Raw genomic sequence first — 23,421 nt, forward strand, 5'->3', positions numbered from 1 at the left:
GGATCGCGAGGGCGTACGCACGAACGCGGTCGTGCGAAATCATCACACACACTCAAGTCATCTGACCGTGACACGCCCGTATGGACGAAAGGTGCTTTCTGTTCGTCTCCGCGGACGCCGCGTTGATCACCGACCTGGCCTGGCAGGTCCACCGCGAGGGCCACGACGTGAAGTACTACATCGAAGCCGAAGGCGATCAAGAGATCGGGGACGGATTCGTCCCGAAGACGGACGACTGGCGTGCGGAAGTCGAGTGGGCCGACGTCATCGTTTTCGACGACATCTGGGTCGGATCGGACGTCGGCACGGGTGAACTCGCTCAGGAACTCCGTGAGCAAGGCAAAGCCGTCGTGGGCGGCACGCCGAACACCGACCGTCTCGAGGAGGACCGGGGGTACGCGATGGAGATCCTCGAAGAACACGGCGTGAACACCGTCGAACACCACGTATTCCACGACTTCGACGAGGGCATCCGACACGTCCTGGAGAACCCTGCGCCGTACGTGATCAAGCCGCTCGGCGAAGTCCAGAACGTCAAGCGCTTGCTCTACGTCGGCAACGAGGACGACGGAAGCGACGTCGTGGACGTCCTCCGCGCCTACAAGAAGGCGTGGGGCCACCGAATGAAGGGCTTCCAGCTCCAGCGGAAGGTCGAGGGCGTCGAGATCGCCATCTGCGGGTTCTTCAACGGCGAGGAGTTCATCGATCAGGTCAACTTCAACTTCGAGCACAAGAAACTGTTTCCGGGGAACATCGGGCCCTCGACCGGCGAGATGGGTACGTCGATGTTCTGGGCGGGTCAGAACAGACTCTTCGAGGAGACCTTCGGGAGAATCGAAGACTGGCTCGCCGACGAGGGGTACGTCGGGAGCATCGACATCAACTGTATCGTCAACGAGAACGGGATCTACCCGCTCGAGTTCACGCCGCGGTTCGGGTACCCGACGATCGCGCTGCAGGAGGAGTCGATCGAGTCGTCCACCGGCGAGTTCTTCTACGACCTCGCCCACGGCAACGATCCCGACGTGACCGTTCACAGGGGGTATCAGATCGCGGTTCGGGTCGTCCTGCCGCCGTTCCCGTTCGACGACGAGAAGACGTACGACGAGAACTCCCGGAACGCGGCCGTGGTGTTCGAAACGGGGGGCCGCGAGGGAATCCACCTCGAAGACGCCAAGAAAGTGGACGGCCAGTGGCGCGTCGCCGGCGACAACGGGATGCCGATCGTCGTGACCGGCAAGGGAGAGACGATGCAAGCAGCACGGGACCAGGCATACGACCGGATCGACGACATCGTCATGCCCAACATGTACTACCGCGACGACATCGGCGAGCGGTGGGTCAACGGCGAAGGTGACCGCCTACAGGCGTGGGGATACCTCGGGCCCTAGTCGTCCGTCCGCTGACCGGTCGCTCCGCTTTCTCGAGTCGATTCGGTCACGACCGGACCGCGGACCGTCGGAGACGAGTTGAGGTCCCGAACGTATTCGGCTCAAGGCCGATGCGGGCGGCTCCCGTCCCGTCGATCGCATGCCGACACTCGATGTCCGAGAGATCCCGCCGGTGGACCGTCACACGAAGATCCACGAGAAGTTCGAGGCGATGGAGCCGGGCGAGACGCTCACGATCGTCAACGACCACGAGCCGAAGCCGCTGTTCTACGAGATGGCCGCCGAGGTGCCGTCGTTCGACGAGGACGCCTACGAGGTGTACGAGGAGTCGCCCGGCGAGTTCGTCGCGGACTTCCCGAAGCGAGAGGAGTAGTCGCCGAGCGTTCGGCAAACCGTCGTCGCTGGCGCGGAGAACACGTCCAACGCTCCATCCCGCACCACGACCATCGATCCCACGCCGCCATCGTCCCGTACCTCAGGCGTCATCACGGGGGCTCCGTTCCTCGTCGACGCCGAGGAGCCGTGCGAGGGCGCGAACGCGGTCCGGATCGGTTTGAGCCGTCCGTTCCGGGCCGGGATCGAGGCCGACCGTCAGCCTCCCGACGAGGGTCGACGCGAGAGCCCGGAGCGTCTCCCGCTGTTCGTCGGCGAGCGTCCCGCGGGCTTCGAGCGCGGAGACCGCCTCCTCGAGTTCGCGCCGCTCGATCCGGGCCGCACGCCGACGGAGTCGCCGCCGGTATCGCCGCCGGAGTCGTTCCGGATCGGATGCCGGATCGATCCCGTCGACGCGGGACTCAGGCATGGCTTATCTCGACGTGCCAGACCGCGGCTCCGTCGTCGCCGGTCGGTTCCTTCCGCGTCGTCTCGTATCGGAATCCGCGACGTTCGAGGACGTCGTACAGCGGCTCCGGCTCGAAACCGTTCACCAGGAGCAGCGACTCGCCCTCGGGGAGGTCCTCGAGCGCGGCCATGATGTCGCCGAACGGTTCGCCGTCGATCTCGCGGGCGTCGAGCCGCCGGTTCGCGTCGGACGGGTCGGGCAGGTCGGTGCTCATATCGGATACCGGAACGGGTCCGGAGTAGGGGTTCTCCCGAACGGGTTCGGGGAGAGGCGTACGGGTCCGAACCCCGTATCCCGGGACATGCCCGAGACCGCGGAGTTCCTCGACCGAGCCGGAGTCCCGGAGGACGTGGAACACGAGACGCTCGACGCCCGGGAACTCCCGCCGCCGCGACCGCTCAAGGACACCCTCGAGCGGCTGGCGGACCTGGACGACGACGTGGCGCTGATCCAGTACAACGACCGTCGACCCCAACACCTCTACCCGCGGCTCGACGACCGGGGATACCGCCACGAGACCGTCGAGGACGACGGGACGGTCGTGACCGTCATCTGGACCGACGGCTGAACCGTCCTCTCCTCAGATCACCTGGTTCACGAGCGATTCGCCGGCGACCGCCCGGCGACGGTTCTCGCGGACGATGTCGGCGATCCGCCGGTAGTAGTCGCGCGTCGCCGCGGCCGCGTGCGGCGTGACGATGACGTCCTCGAACCCCCAGAAGGGTGAATCCCTCGGCAGCGGCTCCGTCTCGAAGACGTCGAGGGCCGCGCCCGCGAGCCGGTCGTTCTCGAGTTCCGCGAGGAGCGCCGTCTCGTCGACGACGCCGCCCCGGGAGACGTTCAACAGGTAGGCCGACTCGGGCATCGCCGCCAGCTCGTCCGCGCCGATCAGTCCCCGCGTCTCCTCGGTCAGGGGAGTGGCGACCGCGACGAACCGCGCGTCCGCGACGGCGGCCTCGATCTCGCCCGGAGTGTACACCTCTCGAACGTGATCGACGGGGGTCGGCGTCCGTCGCACGCCGACGACCTCCATCCCGCAGGCGTCGGCGCGGGCGGCGATCCCCCGGCCGAGCGTCCCGAGCCCGACGACACAGAGCGACTCGCCGGAGAGCGTGAACGGCTCGTCCCACTCCGGATGCTTCCACTCGCCGTCCCGCCCGCGGTCGCGGTAGCGGTGGAGCCGGCGGGCGAACTGGATCATGTAGCCGAGGACGGTCTCGCCGATGGCGTCGCCGTGGATCCCGGTACTGTTGGTGAGACGGATCCCCCGCGATTCGAGCTCGTCGAACGGGAACCGGTCGACGCCGGCCTGGATCGAATGGATCCACGAGAGCCCCGCCGACAGGAACGCGTCCTCGTAGGCGAACGTCACCAGCGCGTCGCACGCCTCGAGTTCGGCCGCGGAGCCGACGACGCGGACCTCGGAGCCGTCGTCCGAGTCGGCCGCGTCCGCGCCGTCGTCCGGATCGAGAGCGTCGCGCAGAACGGTCGGCGGAAAGATCAGGTCAACCGATTCGTGGATGCCGAGAGTGAACGCCATGCCACCGGCTACCGACAGTGGGGACAAATAGGTTGCTCCGGCGGCGGAGCCGCCGGCGACACCGCCGCGAAGGAGCGATAGTGACCGAGCGAGGAACATGGTTCGAGAGATCGGAGCTCTCTCGTCATCGCCAGAAATCTTTGGTTTCTGGCTAGCAGCCAGAACGCTCTGCGTTCTGGCCACATCACGAAAGGCGCTTTGCGCCTTTCGAACGACACCGAGCCCTGCGAGTCGTGCGAGGGCGACCGAAGGGAGCCCTCGAGTGGCGAACGGCGATCTTCGAGCGTCGTTCGTCCTGCTGGCGATGCTCGTCGGCTCCGCCGTGGTGGGATACCGCCGCCGTGAGCGGATCCTCTCCGCCCTCGAGCGGCTCGGCTGAGCCGACGACGGCCCGCCAGCTTTTACCGCACCGGGGGTGCTACGTGGGGTATGCCAAAGTACTCGACGGGGGACGGAGGCGGCGACGACGACGGCGACGCCTGCGAGCTCTGCGGACGGGAGACGACGAACCTCCAGCGGGCGAACGTCGCCGGCGCGCGCCTGCTCGTCTGTTCGAACTGCCGCCCGCACGACGACTCCAGACGGGGATCGGGCGGAAGCGGGGGCGGCGGAGGCGGAAGCGGGGGCGGGAGTGCCGGCGGCTCCGGCGGCGGATCCGGCAGCGCCGGCGGTGCGGACGGGAGCGGCCCGCGCAGCCGCACACAGGAGATCGCCAACAAGCAGGCGAAGATGTACGACGCCGCGACCGGCGACTCCTCCCACTGGGAGGAGGAGGGGACGAACTACGAGGAGGACCGGCTCCCGTACCTCGTCTCCGGCTACGGCGACCTGACGACCGAGGCGCGTCAGGGGGAGGGACTCACCGTCGAGGAGCTGGCGGCCGAACTCGACGTCGACGAGGACGACCTGTTGGCGATCGAGGACGGCCGGGCGGCGACCGCGGGCGTCGGCGGCTCCGTCGTCCGCGCGGTCGCGGAGCGGCTCGACGTGGAACTCGTCGAGGAATGAACGCGATCAAGGACAGCGTTCACGGTCACGTCCGACTGGACCCGGCGGCGGCCGAGCTGATCGACACGCCGGCGTTCCAGCGACTGCGCCACGTCAAACAGCTGTCCACGGTCCGGCTCGTGTACCCCTCCGCGAACCACACCCGGTTCGAGCACAGCCTCGGCGTCTATCACCTCGCCCGGCAGGCGCTCGACGGCCTCGATCTGGACCCCGACACCGCCGCGCACGTCCGGGCGGCCGCGCTGCTCCACGACGCGGGCCACGGCCCGTACGGCCACCAGACCGAGGGGATCATCCGGCGGCGAACGGGCCGGGATCACGACGACGTCGAGTGGCTCCTGACCGATCCGGACCGCGAGGTCACCCGCGTCCTCGAGCGCCACGGTCTCGACCCGGAACGCGTGGCGGCGCTGATCGCGGGCGAGGGCGGCGTCGGCGCGCTCGTCTCGGGCGAGCTCGACGTCGACCGCATGGACTACCTCGTGCGCGACGCCCATCACACGGGCGTCCCCTACGGCACCGTCGACACCGGGCGACTGGTGAACGAACTCCGGCTCGTCGACGGCGAGAGCGGACGGGGCAACGGCGGGAACGAACGGGGCAACGGCGGGAACGAACGGGACGGCGGAGGGAGCGACCCCGACCCCGCGAGCGCCGACCTCGTGCTCGCCGAGGGGAACGTCGCCACCGCCGAGAGCCTGCTTTTAGCCCGCTCGTTGATGAACGCGGTCGTCTACCGCCACCACGTCTCCCGGGTCGCCGGCGCGATGCTCGAACGCGCCTCCGAGCGCTATCTCGACCGGACGGGGACGGACGTCGAGACCTTCCGGCGGATGGCCGATCACGACCTGCTCGTCGACCTCCGCGAGCACGTCCCGGAGCTCGGCCGGCGGATCGAGCGCCGCGACCTGTACAAGCGTGCGGTCTGGGTCGGGCTCGGGGAGGTGCCGGCCGGAACCGTCGACGCCGACCACGAGGCGGCGCTCGCGGCCGAACGCGAGATCGCCGACCGGGCCGGCGTGGATCCCGAGAGCGTCGTCGTCGACGTCCCGTCGCGACCGGGACTCAAGGAGTCCGGCTCCACCGTCGTCGTCGACGGGATCACCCAGCGACTGTCGGACGCCTCCGAGCTCGTCGCCGGGATCCGGGCGGCCGAGCGCAGCCGCTGGCGGCTCGGCGTGTACTGTCCGGGCGATCACGTCGAGGCCGTCCGTGAGGCCGCCCGCGACGTGTTGGGCCTCCGGCTCGCCGAGTGACCGGCTCCCCTCACGCGATCACTCGGGCTTCGGCTTCGGGACCGCGAACACGGGGAGCTCGCTCGAGAGGATCACGTCCTGCGTGACGCTCCCGAAGACCGCCTTCCCGCTCGGCCGCCGCTTCCGCCCGGAGACGCAGATCGCGTCGGCGTCGACGTCGTCGGCGGCGTCGACGATCTCGGTACCGGGATCGCCGCTCGCCTCGTGGTGAGCGACCGAGACGCCCGCGTCCTCGAGCGTCTCGCGGGCGCGTCTGACCGCCGCGAGCTGGTTGACCGACGCTCCCTCGGGGTTGTCGGTGAACACGTGACAGAGGTGTGCGGTCAGGCCGTCTTCCGCGCCGGGCAGGTCCGCGACCGCGCGAGCCTGGGCGGTCGCTCGCGCCTCGTCGGCGTCGATGGCGATGAGCACGTCGTACATACCGGAGGATCGATCGGGTCGGGTAATAAACCGTGGCACCCGCGGGAACTCCGCGCCGCCGGAGGTCCGCACCGCCGAAGGTCCGCGTTTTTAACCGATCCCGACGAAGGAGGCGCATGGCCACGGTCAAGGACACCGTCCACGACCACATCGAGATCGACGGCGTCGGCGCGGACCTCCTCGACACGCCGACCGTCCAGCGGCTGCGCCACGTCAAACAGCTCGGTACCGTCCAGCTCGTGTACCCCTCCGCGAACCACACCCGGTTCGAGCACAGCCTCGGCGTCTACCACCTCGCTCGACAGGCGCTCGACCACCTCGGGATCGAGGGGCGACAGGCCGACCGGATCGAGGCGGCCGCGATGCTTCACGACGTGGGACACGGCCCGTTCAGCCACAACCTCGAGTCGCTCACCCACCGTCGGACCGGAAAGTACCACGACGACGTCGAGGAGCTGCTCGACGGCGGCGAGGTGGGTGAGGTCCTCCGCGAGCACGGCCTCGATCCCGGGACGGTCGCCGGGGTCGTCGCCGGCGAGGGAACGTACGCCGGTCTCGTCTCGGGCGAGCTCGACGTCGACCGCATGGACTACCTCGTGCGCGACGCCTACCACACGGGCGTCCCCTACGGCACCATCGACACCGAGCGGTTCGTCCGGGAGCTCACCTTCGTGGAGGGGGTCGAATCCGGGGGGGACTCGCCCGCGCTCGTCCTGGACGAGGGGAACGTCCAGACGGCGGAGAGCCTCCTCCTGGCGCGGGCGTTGATGAACCCGGTCGTCTACACCCACCACGTCGCGCGGATCTCGAAGGCGATGCTCCGACGGGCGGCCGCGGAGCTCCTCGACGCGACGGCGACGAGCGCGGCCGAGCTCCGCCGGATGGACGACCACGACTTCCTGGCGGCGATCCGCGACTGTCCGGCGACGACGGAGCTCTCGCGACGGTACGACGAGCGCGACCTCTACAAGCGGGCGGTGTGGGCGGAGTACGGCGACGTCCCCGACCGCGTCCACGACGCCGACCACGCGAGCGAACTGGCGCTCGAACGCGAGATCGCCGAGGAGGCCAGCGTCGCCCGCGAGGACGTGATACTCGACGTGCCGCCGGAGCCCTCGATGCGCGAGTCGACCGCGCGGGTGACGGTCAACGGCGAGGTCCGGCGGCTCGAGCGGCAGTCGCCGCTCGTCTCCGCGCTGCGGGTCGCCCAGCGGAACCAGTGGCGGCTCGGCGTGTACGCGCCCGGCTCGGCGACCGACCGGGTCGGCCGGGCGGCCGCCGACGTGCTCGGACTCGACCCCGACGCGCTCGTGATCGAGGTGCGGAAGGCGATGCCGACGACGCTCGACGAGTTCTGATCCGTCGTCGCGGGAGGACCGACTACCGCGACAATCCCGTCGACCGCGACGATCCCGTCGACTGTGACAACCCCGTCGACCGCGACCGCCGATCCGTCCCGGTACGTTTTATGTTCGGGACGGAGACGCCGGCGTATGGACATCGAAGGGACCGTCCTCCGCGGCCCCGACTTCGAGCCCGTCGAGGGACGCGTCGTCGTCGAGGGGGGCGAGATCGCCGCGATCGAGGAACGGGAGACCGAGAGCGACGCCGTGGTCCTCCCGGCGTTCGTGAACGCGCACACCCACATCGGCGACTCGATCGCCAAGGAGGCGGGCGCGGGGCTCTCGCTCGACGAACTCGTCGCGCCGCCGGACGGGCTGAAACACCGCCTGCTGCGGGCCGCGAGCCACGAGGAGAAGGTGGCCGCGATGGCGCGGACCCTCCGGTACATGGAGTCGACGGGGACGGGGACCTTCCTCGAGTTCCGCGAGGGCGGCGTCGACGGGGTTCGCGCGCTTCGGGACGCGCTCGCGGGCGACGGAGTCGACTTCGGCGAACGGGACCTCCGTGCGGTGGTGCTCGGCCGTGACGACCCCGGCGTGCTCCCGGTCGCCGACGGCTACGGGGCGTCGGGCGCTCGCGACGCCGACTTCGACTCGGTCCGGACCGCGACCCGCGAGGCGGGCAAGCTGTTCGGCATCCACGCGGGCGAGCGCGACGCCGAGGACATCGACCCGGCGATGGACCTCGACCCGGACTTCCTCGTCCACATGGTCCACGCGGAGGGTGACCACCTCGACCGACTCGCGGAGGCGGGGACGCCGGTCGCCGTCTGCCCGCGGTCGAACCTCGTGACGAACGTCGGCGTGCCGCCGATCCGCGAGCTCGCCGAGCGGACGACCGTCGCGCTCGGCACCGACAACGTCATGCTGGACTCGCCGTCGATGTTCCGCGAGATGGAGTTCGCGGCGAAGCTCTCCGACCTCCCCGCCCGCGAGGTGCTCCGGATGGCGACGCTGAACGGGGCGGCGATCGCGGGGCTCGACCGCGGCGTCGTCGAGCCGGGGAGGCCGGCGGACCTGCTCGTGCTCGACGGCGACTCCGACAACCTCGCCGGCGCGCGGGACGTCGTTCGGGCGGTCGTGCGCCGTGCGGGGAGCGCCGACGTCTCCCGCGTCGTTCTCGGCGGCGAGACGGTCCATCGGGCGTGACCCCTCCTCTCCGTTCGCCGAGGTCCGAGGTGACGGAGCACGCCCGGAGAGAAACCGTTTAGTCGCTGGATCCACCCGGTGAGCGCATGCACGCGATCACCCAGTCCGGGTGGGTCGAGGTCATCTCCGGCTCGATGTTCTCGGGGAAGACCGAGGAGCTCCTCCGCCGGCTGCGGCGCGCGGAGATCGCCGGCCAGTCGGTCGCCGTCTACAAGCCCGCGGTCGACGACCGCTACGGCGAGACCACGATCGGGACGCACAACGGCCGGCAGTGGGACGCGACCGTCGTCGACGACGACGACCCGCTCGGGATCCTCGACGACGACCCGGCCGCCGAGGTCGTCGCGATCGACGAGGCCAACTTCTTCTCGAACGACCTCGTCGAAGCCTGTAACGCGCTCGCCGACCGCGGCTCCCGGGTGATCGTCTCGGGGACGGACCAGACGTTCCGGGGCGAGCCGTTCGAGCCGCTGCCGCAGCTCATGGCGACCGCCGAGTACGTCGACAAGCTCCGGGCGATCTGTACGGTGTGTGGCGAGCCCGCCACCCGAAACCAGCGGCTCATCGAGGGCGAGCCCGCCCACGTCGAGGACCCGACGATCCTCGTGGGCGCGGCGGAGTCCTACGAGGCCCGGTGTCGCGACTGTCACGTGCTCCGGACGGGCGAGCGGAGCGAGCGGGGTGAACGGGAGGAGCGGAGCGAGCGCCCCGACCGCGCCGGCGGGGAGAACGCGGTCGACGCAGACCGGACGAACGGTGCGAGCGACGCGGACGACGACTGATCGGGTCGCTCTTGCTTCCGTCGACCCTTCCGTCTACCCCTTGATGTTACACACCGGGAACGTCCGTGCCACCGTGTCACCGATGCCGAGTTCGTCGCTGACGCGGACCACCTCGTCGACGTCCTTGTACACGCCGGGGGCCTCCTCGGCGACGGTCGCGCCGGACTGGGCCTTCACGTAGATCGCCTGCTCGCTCTCGAGGTCGTCCTGTACGTCGCCGCCCCAGAACTCCTGTTTGGCCTGCGTCCGGCTCATCAGCCGGCCGGCTCCGTGGGCGGTGGAGCCGAACGAGACCGACATCGACTCCGACCCGCCGCGGAGCACGTACGAACCGGCGCCCATGCTCCCGGGAATGATCACGGGCTGGCCGACCGACCGGTACGCCTCGGGGACTTCCTCGTGGTCCGCGGGGAACGCCCGCGTCGCCCCCTTGCGGTGGACGTATAACTCGCGGTCGGCGCGGTCGACCGCCTCGTCGCCGACGGCGGGCAGCCCGTCGGGGCCGACGCCGACCTCGTGGGTCTCCTTCTTCGCGATGTTGTGGGCCACGTCGTAGAGCAGTTCCATCTCGAGGTCGTCGATCGGGTCGGCGTCGAAGACGTCGCCGAACACCTCCCGCGTCCGGTGGGTGATCAGCTGGCGGTTCACCCACGCGAAGTTGATACACGCGCCCATCGCGCCGTAGTACTCCTCGGCCAGTTCGGAGCCCGCTGGCGCGGCCGCGAGTTCCTTGTCCGGCAGCGACTCGAGGAGGTCGGCGTGTTCCCGCTCGATCCGGCGCAGGTAGTCGTTACACGTCTGGTGACCGAGCCCGCGGCTTCCGCAGTGGATCAGGACGACGACCTGTCCCTCCGAGAGCCCGTAGGCGTCTGCGACCTCGTCGCGGAAGACGTCCGTGACGCGCTGGACCTCGAGGAAGTGGTTGCCCGACCCGAGCGAGCCCAGCTGGTTGCGGCCGCGGTCCTTGGCCTTCTGGGAGACGTACTCCGGCCTGGCGTCGGGCCGCCGACCCTCGTCCTCGCACTGCGCCAGGTCGCTCTCGATCCCGTACCCCTCTTCGACCGCCCACTCGACGCCGCGCTCGAGCGCCCCGTCGATCGCGTCGGCGTCGCCGTCGATCACGCCGCCGCCACCGAGCCCGGAGGGGATCGCCTCGAAGAGCGCGTCGACGAGTTCCTCCTCGCGGCCGCGGACGTCGTCGTAGGCGAGCGACGTGCGGACCATCCTGACGCCGCAGTTGATGTCGTAGCCGACCGCTCCGGGCGAGATACAGCCGGTCCGGGCGTCGATCGCGCCGACGCCGCCGACGGGGAATCCGTACCCCTGGTGGCCGTCGGGCATACACAGCGCGGGTTCGACCATTCCGGGGAGGTGCGTCGCGTTCCTCAACTGGCGGAGGGTGTCGTCCTCGCCGATCTCCTCGAGGAGGTCCTCGCTGGCGAGCACCCGCGCCGGGACGTTCATGTCGCCCTCGCGCGGTATCTCCCAGACGTGCTCTCGCAGCTTCTCCAACCGGATCCCGTCGAACTCGCGTGAAGTCATACGCGGGAGTTCGACGCCGGCGGGGAAGGGCGTTACGTCAGGTGGCCGGCGGCGGGATCGACCGACGACGGTCGAACCGGTCCCGCCTCGAGCTCAGACGTCGAAGACGACGTAGGCGTACCACCCGCCGTCGCGCCGTTCGAGCGTCATCTCGGAGTACGTGACCGCCTTGATCTCCCGGGCGGCCACCGCGTCGAGGGGGACGCCGCGGGCGCTGGCCTCGACGGTCCACGCCGGATCGTCGTCGGGGTCGAGGTCGCTTTCGACGGAAGGGTCCGGCGGGATCGCGTGACACTCGTGGTCCGCGGGGAGGACGAGTCGCACGTCGCGCTCGTAGATCAGCCGATCGAGGTAGTCGAAAAGCAGCGCCTCGCGGCTCTCCGCGGTCTCGCGGATCGAGAAACGGTCACCGTCGCCCGCGGGAACCGACTCACAGCTCGCGGCGGTCAGCCCGTCAGCGACCGCCGCGAACAGCGCCGAGAGGCTCTGGGCGGTCGCCTCGACGGCGACGTCGGCCGTGTGGTCCCGGAGTTCGTAGCTCACGGTCCGTCGCTTCGGGCGGAGTCGGCTTCCGCGTTGTCATCGCCGCCGACCGTCGCGTCGTCGCCGGCGCCGGCCATGGCGAAGACACGGCGGAGTCCGTCAAAACGCTTCGGCCGGCCGGCTTCGGTCGGTCGAAACGGTCGCGGACGCGCCGCGCGGCCGGTGGAGTTATATTCCACAGGCGTGTTACGTTTTCCCAGTGAGCGTCAACGTGGAGAGACGGACGGACCCGCCCGGCGATGCCGAACACGTCCGCGAGGCGTGGGAACTCAAAGAGCGGATCCACCGGGTCGACGGCGTCCTCCGCCAGCGACGCGGCTTCTTCACCGACGCCTACCGCCGGTCCACGACCCATCTCATACTCGAGGACGACGAGGTGATCGCGTTCGCCTCGGTCCGACGGGACGGCTACGTGCTCTTTCTCGCCGTGGACCCGGACCACCGGGGGCGCGGGCTGGCCGAGCGGTTGATCGCCGACGTCGCCGAGGAGTACCAGTCCGTCTCGTGTCACGCGCGAACGACGAACGAGCGGGCACTCGGCTTCTACGAACACATCGGCTTCGAGGTGAAACGGCGGATCGACGGCTACTACGAGGACGGCGGGGACGCCTACTACCTCACGCTGGGACCGAACAGCCTCCGCGAGCGCCTCTCGGAGTTCGTCCGCGGGTAGGTCTCCCCACGAGAGATCCGACCCCGCCAAGCCCCGGAATCGACACGCATTAGCACCCGCCCCGAGGAGACGCGGGCATGACCGATCCCACAGTCGAGGACCTCCTCGAGCGCGTCCGCGAGGGCGACGTGCGGCTCCACGAGCTGGACGACCACGTCGACGCCGGGACGGCCGCGACCGTCCGCCGCCGGCTGGTCGCGGACCGATCCGGAGCCGACCTCGACGTCGTCGGCGAGTACGCCTTCGACGCGGCCGCCGCCGACCCGAACATCGACAACATGATCGGCGGGGTCCAGATCCCGCTCGGCGTCGCGGGGCCGGTGGCGGTCGACGGCGGCGCGTTCGACGGCGACCGGTTCCTCCCGATGGCGACGACGGAGGGCGCGCTCGTCGCCTCGGTCAACCGCGGCTGTTCGGTGATCGACGCGGCGGGGGGAGCGACCGCCCGCGTCACGAAGAGCGGGATGACCCGCGCACCCGTCTTCCGCGTGACCGACGTGGCCGAGGCGGAGGCGCTCGTCGAGTGGGTCCGCGACAACGAGGACCGGCTCCGCGAGGCCGCCGAGTCGACGACGAGCCACGGCGAGCTGCTCGACGTCACGCCCTACGTCGTCGGCAACAACGTCTACCTCCGGTTCCGCTTCGACACGAAGGACGCGATGGGGATGAACATGGTCACCATCGCGACGGGGAAGGCCTGCGACGTGCTCGAGGCCGAGACCGACGCCGAACTCGTCGCGCTCTCGGGGAACCTCTGTTCGGACAAGAAGCCCGCCGCGGTCAACGCGGTCGAGGGACGGGGGCGGTCGGTGACCGCCGACGTCGAGATCCCCCGCGAGGTCGTCGAGGACAGGCTCCACACGACGCCGGCGGCGATAGCCGAGATCAACACACGCAAGAACCACGTCGGCTCGGCGAAGGCGGCGTCGCTCGGCTTCAACGCCCACGTCGCCAACGCGGTCGCGGCGATGTTTCTCGCGACCGGTCAGGACGCGGCGCAGGTCGTCGAGGGATCGAACGCGATCACCACGGCGGAGGCGACCGCCGACGGGAACCTCTACGTCTCGGTGTCGATCGCGAGCCTCGAGGTCGGCACGGTCGGCGGCGGGACGAAGCTCCCGACGCAGGCGGCCGGACTCGACGTGCTCGGCGTTCGTGGCGGCGGCGACCCCGCCGGCAGCAACGCCGACGCGCTCGCGGAGGCGATCGCGGTCGGCGCGCTCGCCGGCGAGCTCTCCCTTCTCGCCGCGCTCGGGTCGAGACACCTCGCGTCGGCGCACGCGGACCTGGGTCGGTAGCGGGACGGTCGTTCCCTGCGTCACTCCCGGTCGTCGCCCTCGATAGCTCGCGCGGCAACCAGCACGTCCTCGTGGAGGTGGCCGTTGGAGGCGACGAGCCCGGTCGAGTCGTGTCGCCAGCGGTCCCCCTCCAGGTCGGTCACCCGTCCGCCGGCCTGCCGGATCATGAAGACGCCGGCGACGGAATCCCAGGGGTTCGCCCGGAGGTTCGAGATCGTCCCCTCGAGCCCGCCCGCGGCGACCGTCGGGAGGACGACCTGTGCCGCGCCGAGCCGGCGCATGTCGCCGAAGCGGGTCACGATCGCCTCGCAGGCGTTCGCGTACTCGTCGCGGGCGTCGTGGTCCCACCACAGCGTCGGGTCGACGGTCCCCCGTCGGGGGTCCGATACGTCGCTGACGGAGAGCCGCTCGCCGTTGCGGTACGCCCCGTCGGCGTCGGCGGTGTAGACGTCCTCGAGCGCGGGACAGACCGTCGCGGCCGCCACCGGCTCGCCGTCGACGACGGCCGCCACCGCGGTCCCCCACACGCGGATCCCGCGGACGAAGTTGTGCGTGCCGTCGATCGGGTCGATCACCCACGCGGCACCCTCGTCGGGCACGCGCTTGCGGGCGTCCTCCTCCTCGCCGACGACCGCGTCCTCCGGGAACGACTCGCGGATCGTCTCGATGGTCGTCCGCTGGGCGGCCCGGTCGGCCTCGGTCACGACGTCGTCCTCGCCTTTCGCCTCCACGGCGATGTCGGTCCGGAACGCGTCGCTCGCGACGCGGGCACCCGCCCGCGCGGCCCGTTCGGCGAGCGCGGCGCGCTCGTCTGCGTCGGTCATGCCCCGGATCCGGCCCCCGGACGCGTATAAACGTCGATCCGGCGACGGGCCCGACCTCGACAGTATTAACTCAGTTCCGAATCCGAGTATACTTAAGTGCGTCCGGCGGAGAGGTACGCGTATGAGACCCGAGGAAGCGGTCCGTCAGCTGGAATACGCCATCGACGCCTCGCTCGACGAGATCGGCCAGCGCGCCGCCGCCGGCTACCGGCCGACGTTCGAGCGTGTCGCCGACCGCGCCGACGGTGCCGCCGTCTACACGCTCGCCGGCGAGCTCGCGGAGGAGGTCGACTGCGGCGACTGTCCGACCCCCGCCGAGGCCAACGAGACGGCCGAACGCGTGCTCGCGGACCGGGCGTACACCGACGGCGGCGAGTAGGCCGCAGGTCGGTCCGGACCCCGACACGAACTCCCTTTTCGAAGTTCCGACTCGTTTCCCGGAGCCTGCGATCCGTTCTCCGATCTCCGTCCGACCGCGCCCGGCGTCGATCACCGCGGCGCGCGGCGCACTAAGAACAGCGTGGCGAGGACGATGGCGACGAGCACCGCGAGTCCGCCGAAGTCCGCCGGGTCGAACGCGGCCGGTTCCGTCGGCTCCTGTGATGGGTCGTCGTCGCCGACCGCGCCGTTCCCGGAGACCGACTCCTCGCCGCCGGCGTCCGATCCGGTTCCGTCGTCGGATCCCGTCCCGGGAGTCGGCTCCGGCCCGTCGGCGGATCCGTCTCCAGGGTCCGTGTCCGCCCCGTCGTCCGGATCGGAGTCCGGATCCGGTTCGGGCTCCCGCACCGCGAGCGAGGCGACGGTCGCGGGCTTCCTCAGCCGGTCGCCCTCGAGAACGAGGTCGTACTCGCCGGGCTCCTCGAGGGACACCGCCACCGACTCGGTGGTCGTCGCCCCCGGCTCGGCGTCGACTGCGAAGTCGGCGAGGTCGCCGTCGGAACGGCCCTTGCGGTCGCCGTCGACGGTCCGGACCCGGAGATCTGCGTCCTCGGCGGGGACCGGGCCGACGTTCGAGAGTGTCACCTCGAGGGTCACCCGCTCGCCGGGCGCGACCGTTTCGGCGGACGCGGTCGCCTCGATCGGCTCGAGCGCGGGGCGGTGGGCCCCGATCGCGAACGCGGAGAAGCCGTCCGACCGGACCGCGAGCCGGACCGTCTCGTCGGCCTCGTCGATCACTCTCGTCTCGGTCGTCCGCCAGCCGTCGTCCTCGCCCGCGCCCCCGCCGTCGTCGGTCTCGTGGTAGGCCGCCAGCCGCTCGGGATCGACACCGGCCGCCTCCAGCCGGTCGCGGTCCACGACCACCTCCGCGGTCGCCGCCTCGATCGGTTGGTCGGGCTCCGAAAAGGAGACCGCGTAGTAGCCGAGCGGGTCGACGCCGGGGCGGTCCACGGGTTCGACCGACTCCGGGGGCTCTGCGCTCCCCTCGACCGAGAACTCCACGTCGCCCGAGCGGTTCCGGACGAACGACAGACGGTCGAGCCGGACCGCGGGGTCGCCCATCTCGAGGTCCGCCAGATCGACCTCGGTCTCCGACTCCACCGCGACCGAGTAGACCTCGACCTGGCGGGCGGTCGGATCGGGCGAGTCGACGAGGACGGTCGGATCGGAGTCGTCGTCATCGTCCTCGCCGTCTCCGTCCTCATCGTCCCCGTCTCCATCGATCCCGCCGTTCTCCTGTGTGATCGCCTTCGGGTCGGCGGGGCGGGCGTGGACCGAGATCTCGTCGAGGACGCGGTCGCCCGGCAGCAGGTCGGCGACGCGGGTGTCGACCCGGACGCCGACCGGAACGGTCTCGTCCTCGGCGGTCAGAAGCGTCGGGTTCTCACTGCTCTCGGCCGGTTGGCCCTTGATCACGAAGGTCACCGCCTGCGAGTCGTGTTCGATCCACACCTCGGCCGGCTCGCTCCCGTTGTAGACGACGTAGAAGAGGTCGTTCTCGACCGTGAGGGCGTTCGGGTTCACCCCTTCGGCGTCGAGGTTCGGGTTGTCCTCGCTGACGTCGATGACGAGTTCGCCGTCCTCGTCGAGGTTGGTGTACGGGTTGTCGCCGGGCTGGAGGGCGACCTCGTCGTTGAGAGGATCGGTGGGGCCGTCGACGATCGCAGCACCTGTGGAGAGGATCAGGGCAGTCGCCGCGATGGCGGCGAGGATCAGCAGTGTCGTCGTCGAACCGCGGATGCTCATCGACTTGGATATCAATCCACAGACACCAAAGTAATCGGTCCTCGATGGGGCATCGAGCGATGGTTTTTGACGGTGTAAAGTCTGATATCATTCAGGAAAGGCGTAAGAATACGTCCGATGGAAGATACAGAGAACCTTAGTGCTAGTCGATATTCGACCGCGGCATAATATATTATTCTGATCTACTAGTGTGACTAAAAGTGTATTAGATTGATTCCGCGGAAATGCTTAGACCATGGATTATATTTATCGTTCCACCATCGATGTCATCGCTGAGATCGAAATCCACAGTGACAGAGTTTTTGTGGTGATTAGTTAGGCGGATTCAGGATCGTCGGTGAATTCGTCGTGGCTTCCCGCACGCACGACGAGGGTACCTCCAAGACTCTCGCCAGAACCAACCTCACCTACTTCAACGATTATAGTAACTTCAATACTATGACCAGAGTCGACGTCTGTCGACCAATTCACATCTGGGTCATCGGTGTATAAGATACTCGCACGTCGCGCATCGGGCTCGGATGAGGCTACAAGCGCGCTGTTATTATCATCCGCTGGTTCGTCATAGTGTGAAATCATGTATAGCGAGGCATTATCCGGGAACGCATCGTTTGCCTCGTATGTGATCTCCACGTTCTGATCACTACCGGATTGGTTGAGAAGTTGGAAGGCGTATTCTTCTTCAATACTGGTTTCTGTATCGATTGCCAAGTCGGCGGCAGCATCCTCAGCAGGGGGATCCCCGGGGAGAGTGTCGAGACTGGGGACTCCACCGAGTCCACCGACCTGATAGGTGGAGTTCGGATTGACACCGGTGTCTTTGCCGTTAACCCCCGTATCGAAATCGATCTGTAGTTCGTCACCGGTATCTCCTCCACTGTCAGTAACCAGTTCGCTATCTCCGGCTTTGAGGCCGATCAGCCCTTGAGTGTCATCGACGACTCCAATAGTCGCCGTCCGTCCATTTAGTTCCGCAGCCGTAAACGCGCCCGTCCCCGTTGCAGCTGCCCCGCCGGCAGCGAGCGATCCCACACCGATCACGAACTTGCGCCGTTCCATGTCGTATCTCACCTGCGTTCACACACCCGCAACCCGGACATCCGGGCCGGGAGCGCTCGGATAACCCATACGGAGGGAAGTACTTCGTTATGATATCCTCGATATGAACCAACCTCAGCTCATTAAAATTTCAAGATTTTTTGATCAGAAAGAGCACGGCTCATGGCTCTATTATTCTAACCCTGTGATACTACTTACCGTAATAGTAGTCCTCAGGCACTTGTCTCGGGAGAGTAAATGAATATCTGGGTTCTCGAAGGCGATCCTCGATACAGTTCAATCGATACTCCAAATGAACTACAATAGCAATCACACCACTATATTATGTTGAGTTATATATTATATTGAATCTATTCGAAGCGAAACCGTTGTCACAATCTATGACCGGTTCCCCGGATGATTTTTGACCCTTTAGCCGGAACCCACCACAGTGGGAAAAATCGGTGTTTTAAACGGATTCCGCAGAGATGCTTAGACTACCAGAGATCGCATCACCTGTAGTACCTTCCAGCGCATTGATGATGAACGAAACTCCGATCGACTCACCGGTAGCCAACTCTGCGGGGAGTTCACCGGTGACGGGACTCGTCGTAACACCTTCCCGTGTACCGTTACCGCCTTGAGATGATTGTAGCTCGAAGGCATACGCCGTTCCGCCATCAATGTCGTCGTTGAGGTCAAAATCCACAGTGACTGAGAGGTCCTGTGGCGATTGGTTCACGATGGCGAACGCTGATTCAAGCGAATCCTGTCCGGTGCTCAGATCGGAAGGATCTCCGTCTGTAACCACGGAGAACGTGTCGCCTGTGATGTCACTCACTTCATCGTCAGTGACGAAGGCCCCAAACTGATACACCGAATTGACGTTTACTCCAGGATTGTTACCATCTCCGAGCGAGATCGTCAACTCGCTACCGCCATCCATCTGAACGCCCGCAATCTCCTGATTCGCAATCAATCCGACTAGACCATTGTTGTCATTGACGACGCTGATACTCGCCTGCCGAGAGACTTCCGCAGCGCTAAACGCGCCGGTACCGGAAGCTAACGCTCCCGTACTAACCAGCCCTCCCAGCCCAACCACGACATCACGTCTGTTCATGACGAGTTATTCAGGAGCGGAATCGTCTGAATCGTCCGTATCAATAAAGTCGTCGTGGCTTCCCGCACGCACAACGATTTCTCCACCGAGATCATCAGGGGCACTCACATCATCGACATCAACGATCAGGGTGACCTCAACGTCAGTACCACTGGCAACGTTACTGGAATATTGACTCTCTTCGTCGTACAGGATACTTGCGCTCCGATCGTCCGGCGTTGCCCGCGCTTCGAGAGCACTGGTTTCTTCAGGTTCACCGTCTCCCTGATCATAGTGAGAGATCATGTAGACCTCCGCTCCGGATGGGAGGCTATCGTTAGCCTGATACGTAATCTCGATCTGCTGGCTACTGCCCGATTGGTTCATCAGCCGGAAGGCACAATTGTTCTCGATATCCGAAGTAGTGTCAATCGCGATATCTAGGGCACTCGTCCCAGAACCACTACCTGGAACCTGATCGAGATTATCAATTCCACCAAGTCCACCAACTTGGTAGGTGGAGTTCGGATTGACACCGGTGCTTTTACCGTTAACCCCCGTATTGAAATCGATCTGTAGCTCGTTGCCAGTATCTCCTCCGCTGTCAGTAACCAGTTCGCTATCTCCGGCTTCGAGGCCGATCAGCCCCTGAGTGTCATCGACGACTCCGATACTTGCGGTCCGTCCATTTAATTCCGCAGCGGTAAACGCACCAGTCCCCGTTGCAGCTGCCCCGCCGGCAGCGAGCGATCCCACACCGATCACGAACTTGCGCCGTTCCATGTCGTATCTCACCTGTGTTCGCACACCCCCGCAACCCGGACGTCCGGGCCGGGAGTGCTTGGATGTCACATACGGAGGGAGGTACTTCGTTATGAGATCCTCGACATGTACGCGGGTCGGACTCGATGGGTCAAAGGGTCCCGATCGATGCGATTCGAGCACGGCTCACGACGCCATCGATCCGTGCTCGTGAACACCATGTGTCCCTCATAGCGGGTTTCAGGCGGTCGTGTATGGTCGATCGATGGCTCCCTGAAGGGCCGTACGCGCTCCCTGTCGTAATTCAACCGCTTCTCTCGCGGATACCGATCGCGGGCTTCAATCATCAGATTTCTGAAACTAACAAGTTAATTATCCAACCTATTTATGTCATCTCCTCTCACACGCTACAAGCGAAATCTACCGGTTCGGGGACGGAGGTGCTCGACCGGTAGGTGATCAAGGAGGGTCCCGACACAGATGCTATCCACTATCGCCACGGCGACCGAGTCGAACGCGAACGGAGGTGAGCTCTCCGAGGACGAGATCTTCGAGGTACTCTCGAACCGTCGCCGACGGTTCGTCATTCACGCACTCAAACGCGAGGAAGGGGCCGTCGAGGTCTCCGACCTCTCCACGCACGTCACCGCCTGGGAGGTCGGTGTCGAACCCGAGGAGGTCGAGTACGAGGACCGACGGAACGTGTACAGCACGCTCCAGCGCACCCACCTCCCGAAACTGGAGGAGAAGAACGTCGTGACGTTCGACGAGGAGGAGAACCTCGTCTGGGCGACGCCCGAACTGGAGAACCTCGACATCTACGTCGAGGTACTGGGAACCAGGGAGATCCCGTGGAGCCTCTACTACGTCGGGCTCGCGGGCGTCGCGGTCGCGCTGCTTCTCGCGGTCGCGACCGGCACGCCGGGGTTCGCCGCGTTCGCCCCGCTGGACGTGGGAATGTTCACGGCCACCGCCTTCGGGATCTCCGCCGCCGCCCACTACGCCATCGGCCGCCGGATGCGCCTCGGCAACACGGAGAAACCACCGGAGCTCCGAAAGCGCGAATAAGCGATAAAACTACGAATGAGCACGACCAGCCGAACGCCGCCGGCCCGCGTGAGCGCCCTGCGTACCCTGAGCGTCCTGCTCGCGTTCACGGCGGCGGTCGGGCTCGTCTTCGGCACGGCTGGCTTCTCCGCGATGGAGGCCGACCGCGGACTCGCGGTCAACGTGACCGATGACGAGGACGCGTATCTCGGCTACGAAGCGGTCACTGACACCGTCGAAAGCGGTGACCCCACAGTCGTCGTCGAGTACCACAATCGGTTCAGCGGCGAACTCACGCTCGACGTCACGGTCGAGGCCGGCGGGCAGCGTCACGAGGACGTGAACGTCACCCTCGACCAGGGAGAGGAAGAGCCGATCGAGGTCACGCTGACCTGTTCTGACGCGGACGAGGAGGTCGATCTCAGGTTCGTGGCGACCGGGAACGGGTCAGGAGTCAACGTCTCGCTGGAGCGTACCCACACCGTGACGTGTGAGTCGCCGGATACCTCCGGGAACACGACTTCGACGAATTCGACCACTACAAACACCACTGGGACGAATACGAGTACCGTCGACGCGAGTGATCTCACGGTCGTGACGTGAGACCCGTCGATTCTCGAAGCACCTTCCCCACCGCCGACGGCGACTATCCTCCTCCGATCCTCAGAGTTCGATCCGCTCGCCCAACTCCGGCGCGCTCGCTTTGAACCTGTCCGCCCGAAGGTCCTCGGCGAACGCGACACACCGGTCGCCGTGGTTCACGAGCACGCGCGAGTCGCGATAGTCGTCCAGAAACGACTCCAGCCCCTCGCGGTCCGCGTGCGCGGAGAAGTCGAAGGAGTCCACCCGCGCGCTGACGGGTCGAACCCGCCCGTTCAACTCCAGCCGGCCGTGTTCCTGTAGCTCCCGGCCGGGCGTCCCCTCGACCTGGTAGCCCGTCAGCGTCACCGCGTTCGTCGGGTTCGTCCGGATCTCGGGGAGGTACGAGTGGACCGGTCCCCCGGCGAGCATCCCGCTCGTGGTGATAACGAGGGCGTTGTCGGCGGCGATCCGCTCGCGCTGGCCGTCCCGACCCGTCACGAACCGGGCGGCCCCCTTCGCGCGCCGGAGCGCCTCGGGATCGCGCAGGAACTCGGGATGCCGGCGGACCAGCCGCGTCACCTCCTTTCCCATCCCGTCGACGTAGGGGGTGAGGTCGTTGGCGTCGGCGACGAGCATCAGCTCCTGGGTCCGGCCGATCGCGAACGCGGGCGCGACGACGGTCCCGCCCTCCCAGATCGTCGTCCGTACACGGTCGGCCCAGCGCGTCTCGACCGCGGCGCGCTCCTCGTGGGTCACGTCGGCGTAGGTCGACTCGCAGATCACGACGTCGGCGTCGGGCCGCGCCCTCGTCCCCGACACCAGCCGCTGGTCGTCGGTGTGGAAGTCGCCGGTGTACAGTAGGCGAGTGTCCCCGTCGTCGACGAGCACGTGCGCCGACCCGGGGACGTGACCCGCGTTGAAGAGCGTCACCTCGTATCCGGTCCCGCCGGCATCGCTCCCGCCGCCGTCGACCCCGCCCGCGACCGGGAACGACTCGCCGTAGCCGTGTCGCACCTCCACCTCACCCAGGCGGGCGACGTGCTCCTCGGAGAACGGACACAGCGGACTGTTCCCGTGGAGCTTCAGCGTGTCGCGCGCGAGGACCCTCGCGAGGTCGGCGGTCGGCGGCGTCCAGTGGACCGCCGGCCGCCGGTCGCCCTTCAGGAGCGCCGGCACCGCGCCGACGTGATCGAGGTGGCCGTGCGAGACCACGACCGCGTCGGGCTCGGGGTCGCGGATCGGGTACTGCGGCGGGTCGGCCGTCAACAGGCCGTAGTCGAGGAGCAGCGAGCCGTCGACGAGGACCGCGCTCCGGCCGACCTCGCGGGCCCCGCCGAGGAACTCGACGTCCATGGCCCCCGTAGCCCGCGACCGGGTTAGTGTCCGTCGGTCCCGCCGACCTCACGTCCGCCGACCACCGGCAGTGGGCCGACGAACCACACCCACGCGGCGAGCATGAGCGCGCCCGGAAGCTCTGGGAGCGCGAGCCCGGTCACCGGCCAGTACCCCGCGAGGAACGTCGCCCAGACGGCGACGTGGACCGGGACGAACGCGAGCGCGACCCGGCCGGTCGCGACGCTCCGACGGACGACTCCGTCGATCCCGAACGCGACCGTGACGAGGGAATAGAAGCCGACCGCCGCCGGGGCGTGGAGCGGCCGCGTCAGATCGAAGACGCCGACGCCGGCCATCGAGACCATCGCGAGCGCGAAGACGAGGGCTCGGAGCCGACCCGCGGTGTTCGCCCGCCCGCGTTCCCACAGCCCGGCCGCGTAGCCGAGCCCCGCGAGCCCGCCGAGGACCAGTCCCCCGTTGAAGACCGGGGCGCTTCGGTCGCGGACGCCCAGGTCCGAGAGCGCGTCGGCCGTCCACGAGAACGTCGGATCGAGGCGTATCGCGAGGACGATCCCGCCGAGCGCGGCGAGCGTCGCGGCCGCGCCGAGCGTGCGCACGGGAATCGGACCCTCCCGGAGCGATCCCGGACCTGCGTCGTCGTTCATGGACGAACGGAGGGGAGTCGGGACGAAAAGGGTCGT

The 23,421-nt window shown here is 67.6% G+C and carries 26 protein-coding genes; 13 read left to right on the plus strand and 13 right to left on the minus strand.

Annotation, left to right across the window (positions count from 1 at the left end):
- Positions 1-80 precede the first annotated feature (80 nt).
- Complete coding sequence (locus tag F3H10_RS06550) at positions 81-1,391, plus strand: phosphoribosylglycinamide synthetase C domain-containing protein (protein WP_149783995.1); 1,311 nt, start codon at positions 81-83, stop codon at positions 1,389-1,391.
- A gap of 139 nt (positions 1,392-1,530) precedes the next feature.
- Positions 1,531-1,764: a DUF2249 domain-containing protein gene (locus tag F3H10_RS06555; RefSeq protein ID WP_149783996.1), complete on the plus strand. Its 234-nt coding sequence runs from the start codon at positions 1,531-1,533 to the stop codon at positions 1,762-1,764.
- 102 nt (positions 1,765-1,866) lie between these two features.
- Here F3H10_RS06555 and F3H10_RS06560 read toward each other — a convergent pair whose 3' ends face one another.
- Positions 1,867-2,193, minus strand: coding sequence for a glutamyl-tRNA reductase (locus F3H10_RS06560; RefSeq protein ID WP_223174231.1), 327 nt, complete (start codon positions 2,191-2,193; stop codon positions 1,867-1,869).
- On the minus strand, positions 2,186-2,446 hold the full coding sequence (locus F3H10_RS06565) for a DUF2249 domain-containing protein (protein ID WP_149783997.1): 261 nt from the start codon (positions 2,444-2,446) through the stop codon (positions 2,186-2,188). Before F3H10_RS06565 ends, F3H10_RS06560 begins: the two co-directional genes overlap by 8 nt.
- 87 nt (positions 2,447-2,533) lie before the next feature.
- On the opposite strand from F3H10_RS06565, the gene F3H10_RS06570 reads away from it, so the two are divergent.
- Positions 2,534-2,800: a DUF2249 domain-containing protein gene (locus tag F3H10_RS06570; RefSeq protein WP_149783998.1), complete on the plus strand. Its 267-nt coding sequence runs from the start codon at positions 2,534-2,536 to the stop codon at positions 2,798-2,800.
- 12 nt (positions 2,801-2,812) lie between these two features.
- On the opposite strand, the gene ddh is transcribed toward F3H10_RS06570, so the two are convergent.
- Positions 2,813-3,772 carry a D-2-hydroxyacid dehydrogenase gene (gene ddh / locus F3H10_RS06575; protein WP_149783999.1) on the minus strand — a complete coding sequence of 320 codons (960 nt, stop codon included), beginning with the start codon at positions 3,770-3,772 and terminating at the stop codon, positions 2,813-2,815.
- Positions 3,773-4,201: 429 nt separating this feature from the next.
- Here ddh and F3H10_RS06580 point away from each other — a divergent pair, with 429 nt between their 5' ends.
- Positions 4,202-4,780 (plus strand): helix-turn-helix domain-containing protein, encoded by a 579-nt coding sequence (locus F3H10_RS06580; protein WP_149784000.1) that lies wholly within the window; start codon positions 4,202-4,204, stop codon positions 4,778-4,780.
- The gene (locus F3H10_RS06585; protein WP_149784001.1) at positions 4,777-6,036 is read left to right on the plus strand and encodes an HD domain-containing protein; all 1,260 of its coding nucleotides are present in this window, start codon (positions 4,777-4,779) and stop codon (positions 6,034-6,036) included. The genes F3H10_RS06580 and F3H10_RS06585 overlap by 4 nt, the downstream gene beginning before the upstream one ends.
- 18 nt (positions 6,037-6,054) lie before the next feature.
- On the opposite strand, the gene F3H10_RS06590 is transcribed toward F3H10_RS06585, so the two are convergent.
- A complete protein-coding gene (locus F3H10_RS06590; RefSeq protein ID WP_149784002.1) occupies positions 6,055-6,456 on the minus strand; it encodes a universal stress protein in 402 nt (133 codons plus the stop codon).
- 116 nt (positions 6,457-6,572) lie between these two features.
- Between F3H10_RS06590 and F3H10_RS06595 the strand changes: the two genes are divergently transcribed.
- From F3H10_RS06595 to F3H10_RS06605, 3 genes are all read left to right on the plus strand, one after another.
- Positions 6,573-7,814, plus strand: a complete 1,242-nt coding sequence (locus F3H10_RS06595; RefSeq protein WP_149784003.1) for an HD domain-containing protein — start codon at positions 6,573-6,575, stop codon at positions 7,812-7,814.
- 135 nt (positions 7,815-7,949) lie between these two features.
- Positions 7,950-9,008 carry an amidohydrolase family protein gene (locus F3H10_RS06600; protein WP_149784004.1) on the plus strand — a complete coding sequence of 353 codons (1,059 nt, stop codon included), beginning with the start codon at positions 7,950-7,952 and terminating at the stop codon, positions 9,006-9,008.
- 86 nt (positions 9,009-9,094) lie between these two features.
- Positions 9,095-9,790, plus strand: a complete 696-nt coding sequence (locus F3H10_RS06605) for a thymidine kinase (protein WP_149784005.1) — start codon at positions 9,095-9,097, stop codon at positions 9,788-9,790.
- A 33-nt stretch (positions 9,791-9,823) separates the two neighbouring features.
- Here the strand turns inward: F3H10_RS06605 and F3H10_RS06610 are convergent, their stop codons facing one another.
- Together F3H10_RS06610 and F3H10_RS06615 are read right to left on the minus strand one after the other, a co-directional pair.
- A complete protein-coding gene (locus F3H10_RS06610) occupies positions 9,824-11,332 on the minus strand; it encodes an RtcB family protein (RefSeq protein ID WP_149784006.1) in 1,509 nt (502 codons plus the stop codon).
- A gap of 93 nt (positions 11,333-11,425) precedes the next feature.
- Positions 11,426-11,875, minus strand: coding sequence for an archease (locus F3H10_RS06615; RefSeq protein ID WP_149784007.1), 450 nt, complete (start codon positions 11,873-11,875; stop codon positions 11,426-11,428).
- A gap of 199 nt (positions 11,876-12,074) precedes the next feature.
- Between F3H10_RS06615 and F3H10_RS06620 the strand changes: the two genes are divergently transcribed.
- Positions 12,075-12,548: a GNAT family N-acetyltransferase gene (locus F3H10_RS06620; RefSeq protein WP_149784008.1), complete on the plus strand. Its 474-nt coding sequence runs from the start codon at positions 12,075-12,077 to the stop codon at positions 12,546-12,548.
- Between the two features lie 77 nt (positions 12,549-12,625).
- Positions 12,626-13,846, plus strand: coding sequence for a hydroxymethylglutaryl-CoA reductase (NADPH) (hmgA, locus tag F3H10_RS06625; RefSeq protein WP_149784009.1), 1,221 nt, complete (start codon positions 12,626-12,628; stop codon positions 13,844-13,846).
- Positions 13,847-13,866: 20 nt separating this feature from the next.
- On the opposite strand, the gene F3H10_RS06630 is transcribed toward hmgA, so the two are convergent.
- Positions 13,867-14,670: an inositol monophosphatase family protein gene (locus tag F3H10_RS06630; RefSeq protein ID WP_149784010.1), complete on the minus strand. Its 804-nt coding sequence runs from the start codon at positions 14,668-14,670 to the stop codon at positions 13,867-13,869.
- Between the two features lie 121 nt (positions 14,671-14,791).
- Between F3H10_RS06630 and F3H10_RS06635 the strand changes: the two genes are divergently transcribed.
- On the plus strand, positions 14,792-15,049 hold the full coding sequence (locus F3H10_RS06635) for a hypothetical protein (protein WP_149784011.1): 258 nt from the start codon (positions 14,792-14,794) through the stop codon (positions 15,047-15,049).
- 110 nt (positions 15,050-15,159) lie between these two features.
- On the opposite strand, the gene F3H10_RS06640 is transcribed toward F3H10_RS06635, so the two are convergent.
- The 4 genes from F3H10_RS06640 to F3H10_RS06655 form a co-directional block, all read right to left on the minus strand.
- Positions 15,160-16,854, minus strand: coding sequence for a DUF1102 domain-containing protein (locus F3H10_RS06640; RefSeq protein ID WP_149784012.1), 1,695 nt, complete (start codon positions 16,852-16,854; stop codon positions 15,160-15,162).
- Positions 16,855-17,169: 315 nt separating this feature from the next.
- Complete coding sequence (locus F3H10_RS06645) at positions 17,170-17,913, minus strand: hypothetical protein (protein WP_149784013.1); 744 nt, start codon at positions 17,911-17,913, stop codon at positions 17,170-17,172.
- A gap of 448 nt (positions 17,914-18,361) precedes the next feature.
- Positions 18,362-19,015, minus strand: a complete 654-nt coding sequence (locus tag F3H10_RS06650; protein ID WP_149784014.1) for a hypothetical protein — start codon at positions 19,013-19,015, stop codon at positions 18,362-18,364.
- A 6-nt stretch (positions 19,016-19,021) separates the two neighbouring features.
- The gene (locus tag F3H10_RS06655) at positions 19,022-19,777 is read right to left on the minus strand and encodes a hypothetical protein (RefSeq protein ID WP_149784015.1); all 756 of its coding nucleotides are present in this window, start codon (positions 19,775-19,777) and stop codon (positions 19,022-19,024) included.
- A 459-nt stretch (positions 19,778-20,236) separates the two neighbouring features.
- On the opposite strand from F3H10_RS06655, the gene F3H10_RS06660 reads away from it, so the two are divergent.
- Entirely contained in the window at positions 20,237-20,824 is a 588-nt protein-coding gene (locus F3H10_RS06660; protein WP_149784016.1) for a DUF7344 domain-containing protein, read from the plus strand.
- A gap of 15 nt (positions 20,825-20,839) precedes the next feature.
- Positions 20,840-21,406, plus strand: coding sequence for a hypothetical protein (locus F3H10_RS06665; protein ID WP_149784017.1), 567 nt, complete (start codon positions 20,840-20,842; stop codon positions 21,404-21,406).
- Positions 21,407-21,466: 60 nt separating this feature from the next.
- On the opposite strand, the gene F3H10_RS06670 is transcribed toward F3H10_RS06665, so the two are convergent.
- Together F3H10_RS06670 and F3H10_RS06675 are read right to left on the minus strand one after the other, a co-directional pair.
- Positions 21,467-22,738, minus strand: coding sequence for an MBL fold metallo-hydrolase (locus F3H10_RS06670; protein WP_149784018.1), 1,272 nt, complete (start codon positions 22,736-22,738; stop codon positions 21,467-21,469).
- 23 nt (positions 22,739-22,761) lie between these two features.
- Complete coding sequence (locus F3H10_RS06675) at positions 22,762-23,385, minus strand: DUF998 domain-containing protein (RefSeq protein ID WP_149784019.1); 624 nt, start codon at positions 23,383-23,385, stop codon at positions 22,762-22,764.
- Positions 23,386-23,421 lie beyond the last annotated feature (36 nt).

This window comes from Halorubrum aquaticum, assembly GCF_900113615.1.
GTDB lineage: Archaea > Halobacteriota > Halobacteria > Halobacteriales > Haloferacaceae > Halorubrum > Halorubrum aquaticum.

Coding starts and splice junctions, on each gene's coding strand:
- F3H10_RS06550 (WP_149783995.1), top strand. CDS start 81: ATGGACGAAAGGTGCTTTCTGTTCGTCTCCGCGGACGCCGCGTTGATC.
- F3H10_RS06555 (WP_149783996.1), top strand. CDS start 1,531: ATGCCGACACTCGATGTCCGAGAGATCCCGCCGGTGGACCGTCACACG.
- F3H10_RS06560 (WP_223174231.1), bottom strand. CDS start 2,193: ATGCCTGAGTCCCGCGTCGACGGGATCGATCCGGCATCCGATCCGGAA.
- F3H10_RS06565 (WP_149783997.1), bottom strand. CDS start 2,446: ATGAGCACCGACCTGCCCGACCCGTCCGACGCGAACCGGCGGCTCGAC.
- F3H10_RS06570 (WP_149783998.1), top strand. CDS start 2,534: ATGCCCGAGACCGCGGAGTTCCTCGACCGAGCCGGAGTCCCGGAGGAC.
- ddh (WP_149783999.1), bottom strand. CDS start 3,772: ATGGCGTTCACTCTCGGCATCCACGAATCGGTTGACCTGATCTTTCCG.
- F3H10_RS06580 (WP_149784000.1), top strand. CDS start 4,202: ATGCCAAAGTACTCGACGGGGGACGGAGGCGGCGACGACGACGGCGAC.
- F3H10_RS06585 (WP_149784001.1), top strand. CDS start 4,777: ATGAACGCGATCAAGGACAGCGTTCACGGTCACGTCCGACTGGACCCG.
- F3H10_RS06590 (WP_149784002.1), bottom strand. CDS start 6,456: ATGTACGACGTGCTCATCGCCATCGACGCCGACGAGGCGCGAGCGACC.
- F3H10_RS06595 (WP_149784003.1), top strand. CDS start 6,573: ATGGCCACGGTCAAGGACACCGTCCACGACCACATCGAGATCGACGGC.
- F3H10_RS06600 (WP_149784004.1), top strand. CDS start 7,950: ATGGACATCGAAGGGACCGTCCTCCGCGGCCCCGACTTCGAGCCCGTC.
- F3H10_RS06605 (WP_149784005.1), top strand. CDS start 9,095: ATGCACGCGATCACCCAGTCCGGGTGGGTCGAGGTCATCTCCGGCTCG.
- F3H10_RS06610 (WP_149784006.1), bottom strand. CDS start 11,332: ATGACTTCACGCGAGTTCGACGGGATCCGGTTGGAGAAGCTGCGAGAG.
- hmgA (WP_149784009.1), top strand. CDS start 12,626: ATGACCGATCCCACAGTCGAGGACCTCCTCGAGCGCGTCCGCGAGGGC.
- F3H10_RS06630 (WP_149784010.1), bottom strand. CDS start 14,670: ATGACCGACGCAGACGAGCGCGCCGCGCTCGCCGAACGGGCCGCGCGG.
- F3H10_RS06635 (WP_149784011.1), top strand. CDS start 14,792: ATGAGACCCGAGGAAGCGGTCCGTCAGCTGGAATACGCCATCGACGCC.
- F3H10_RS06640 (WP_149784012.1), bottom strand. CDS start 16,854: ATGAGCATCCGCGGTTCGACGACGACACTGCTGATCCTCGCCGCCATC.
- F3H10_RS06645 (WP_149784013.1), bottom strand. CDS start 17,913: ATGGAACGGCGCAAGTTCGTGATCGGTGTGGGATCGCTCGCTGCCGGC.
- F3H10_RS06650 (WP_149784014.1), bottom strand. CDS start 19,015: ATGAACAGACGTGATGTCGTGGTTGGGCTGGGAGGGCTGGTTAGTACG.
- F3H10_RS06655 (WP_149784015.1), bottom strand. CDS start 19,777: ATGGAACGGCGCAAGTTCGTGATCGGTGTGGGATCGCTCGCTGCCGGC.
- F3H10_RS06660 (WP_149784016.1), top strand. CDS start 20,237: ATGCTATCCACTATCGCCACGGCGACCGAGTCGAACGCGAACGGAGGT.
- F3H10_RS06665 (WP_149784017.1), top strand. CDS start 20,840: ATGAGCACGACCAGCCGAACGCCGCCGGCCCGCGTGAGCGCCCTGCGT.
- F3H10_RS06670 (WP_149784018.1), bottom strand. CDS start 22,738: ATGGACGTCGAGTTCCTCGGCGGGGCCCGCGAGGTCGGCCGGAGCGCG.
- F3H10_RS06675 (WP_149784019.1), bottom strand. CDS start 23,385: ATGAACGACGACGCAGGTCCGGGATCGCTCCGGGAGGGTCCGATTCCC.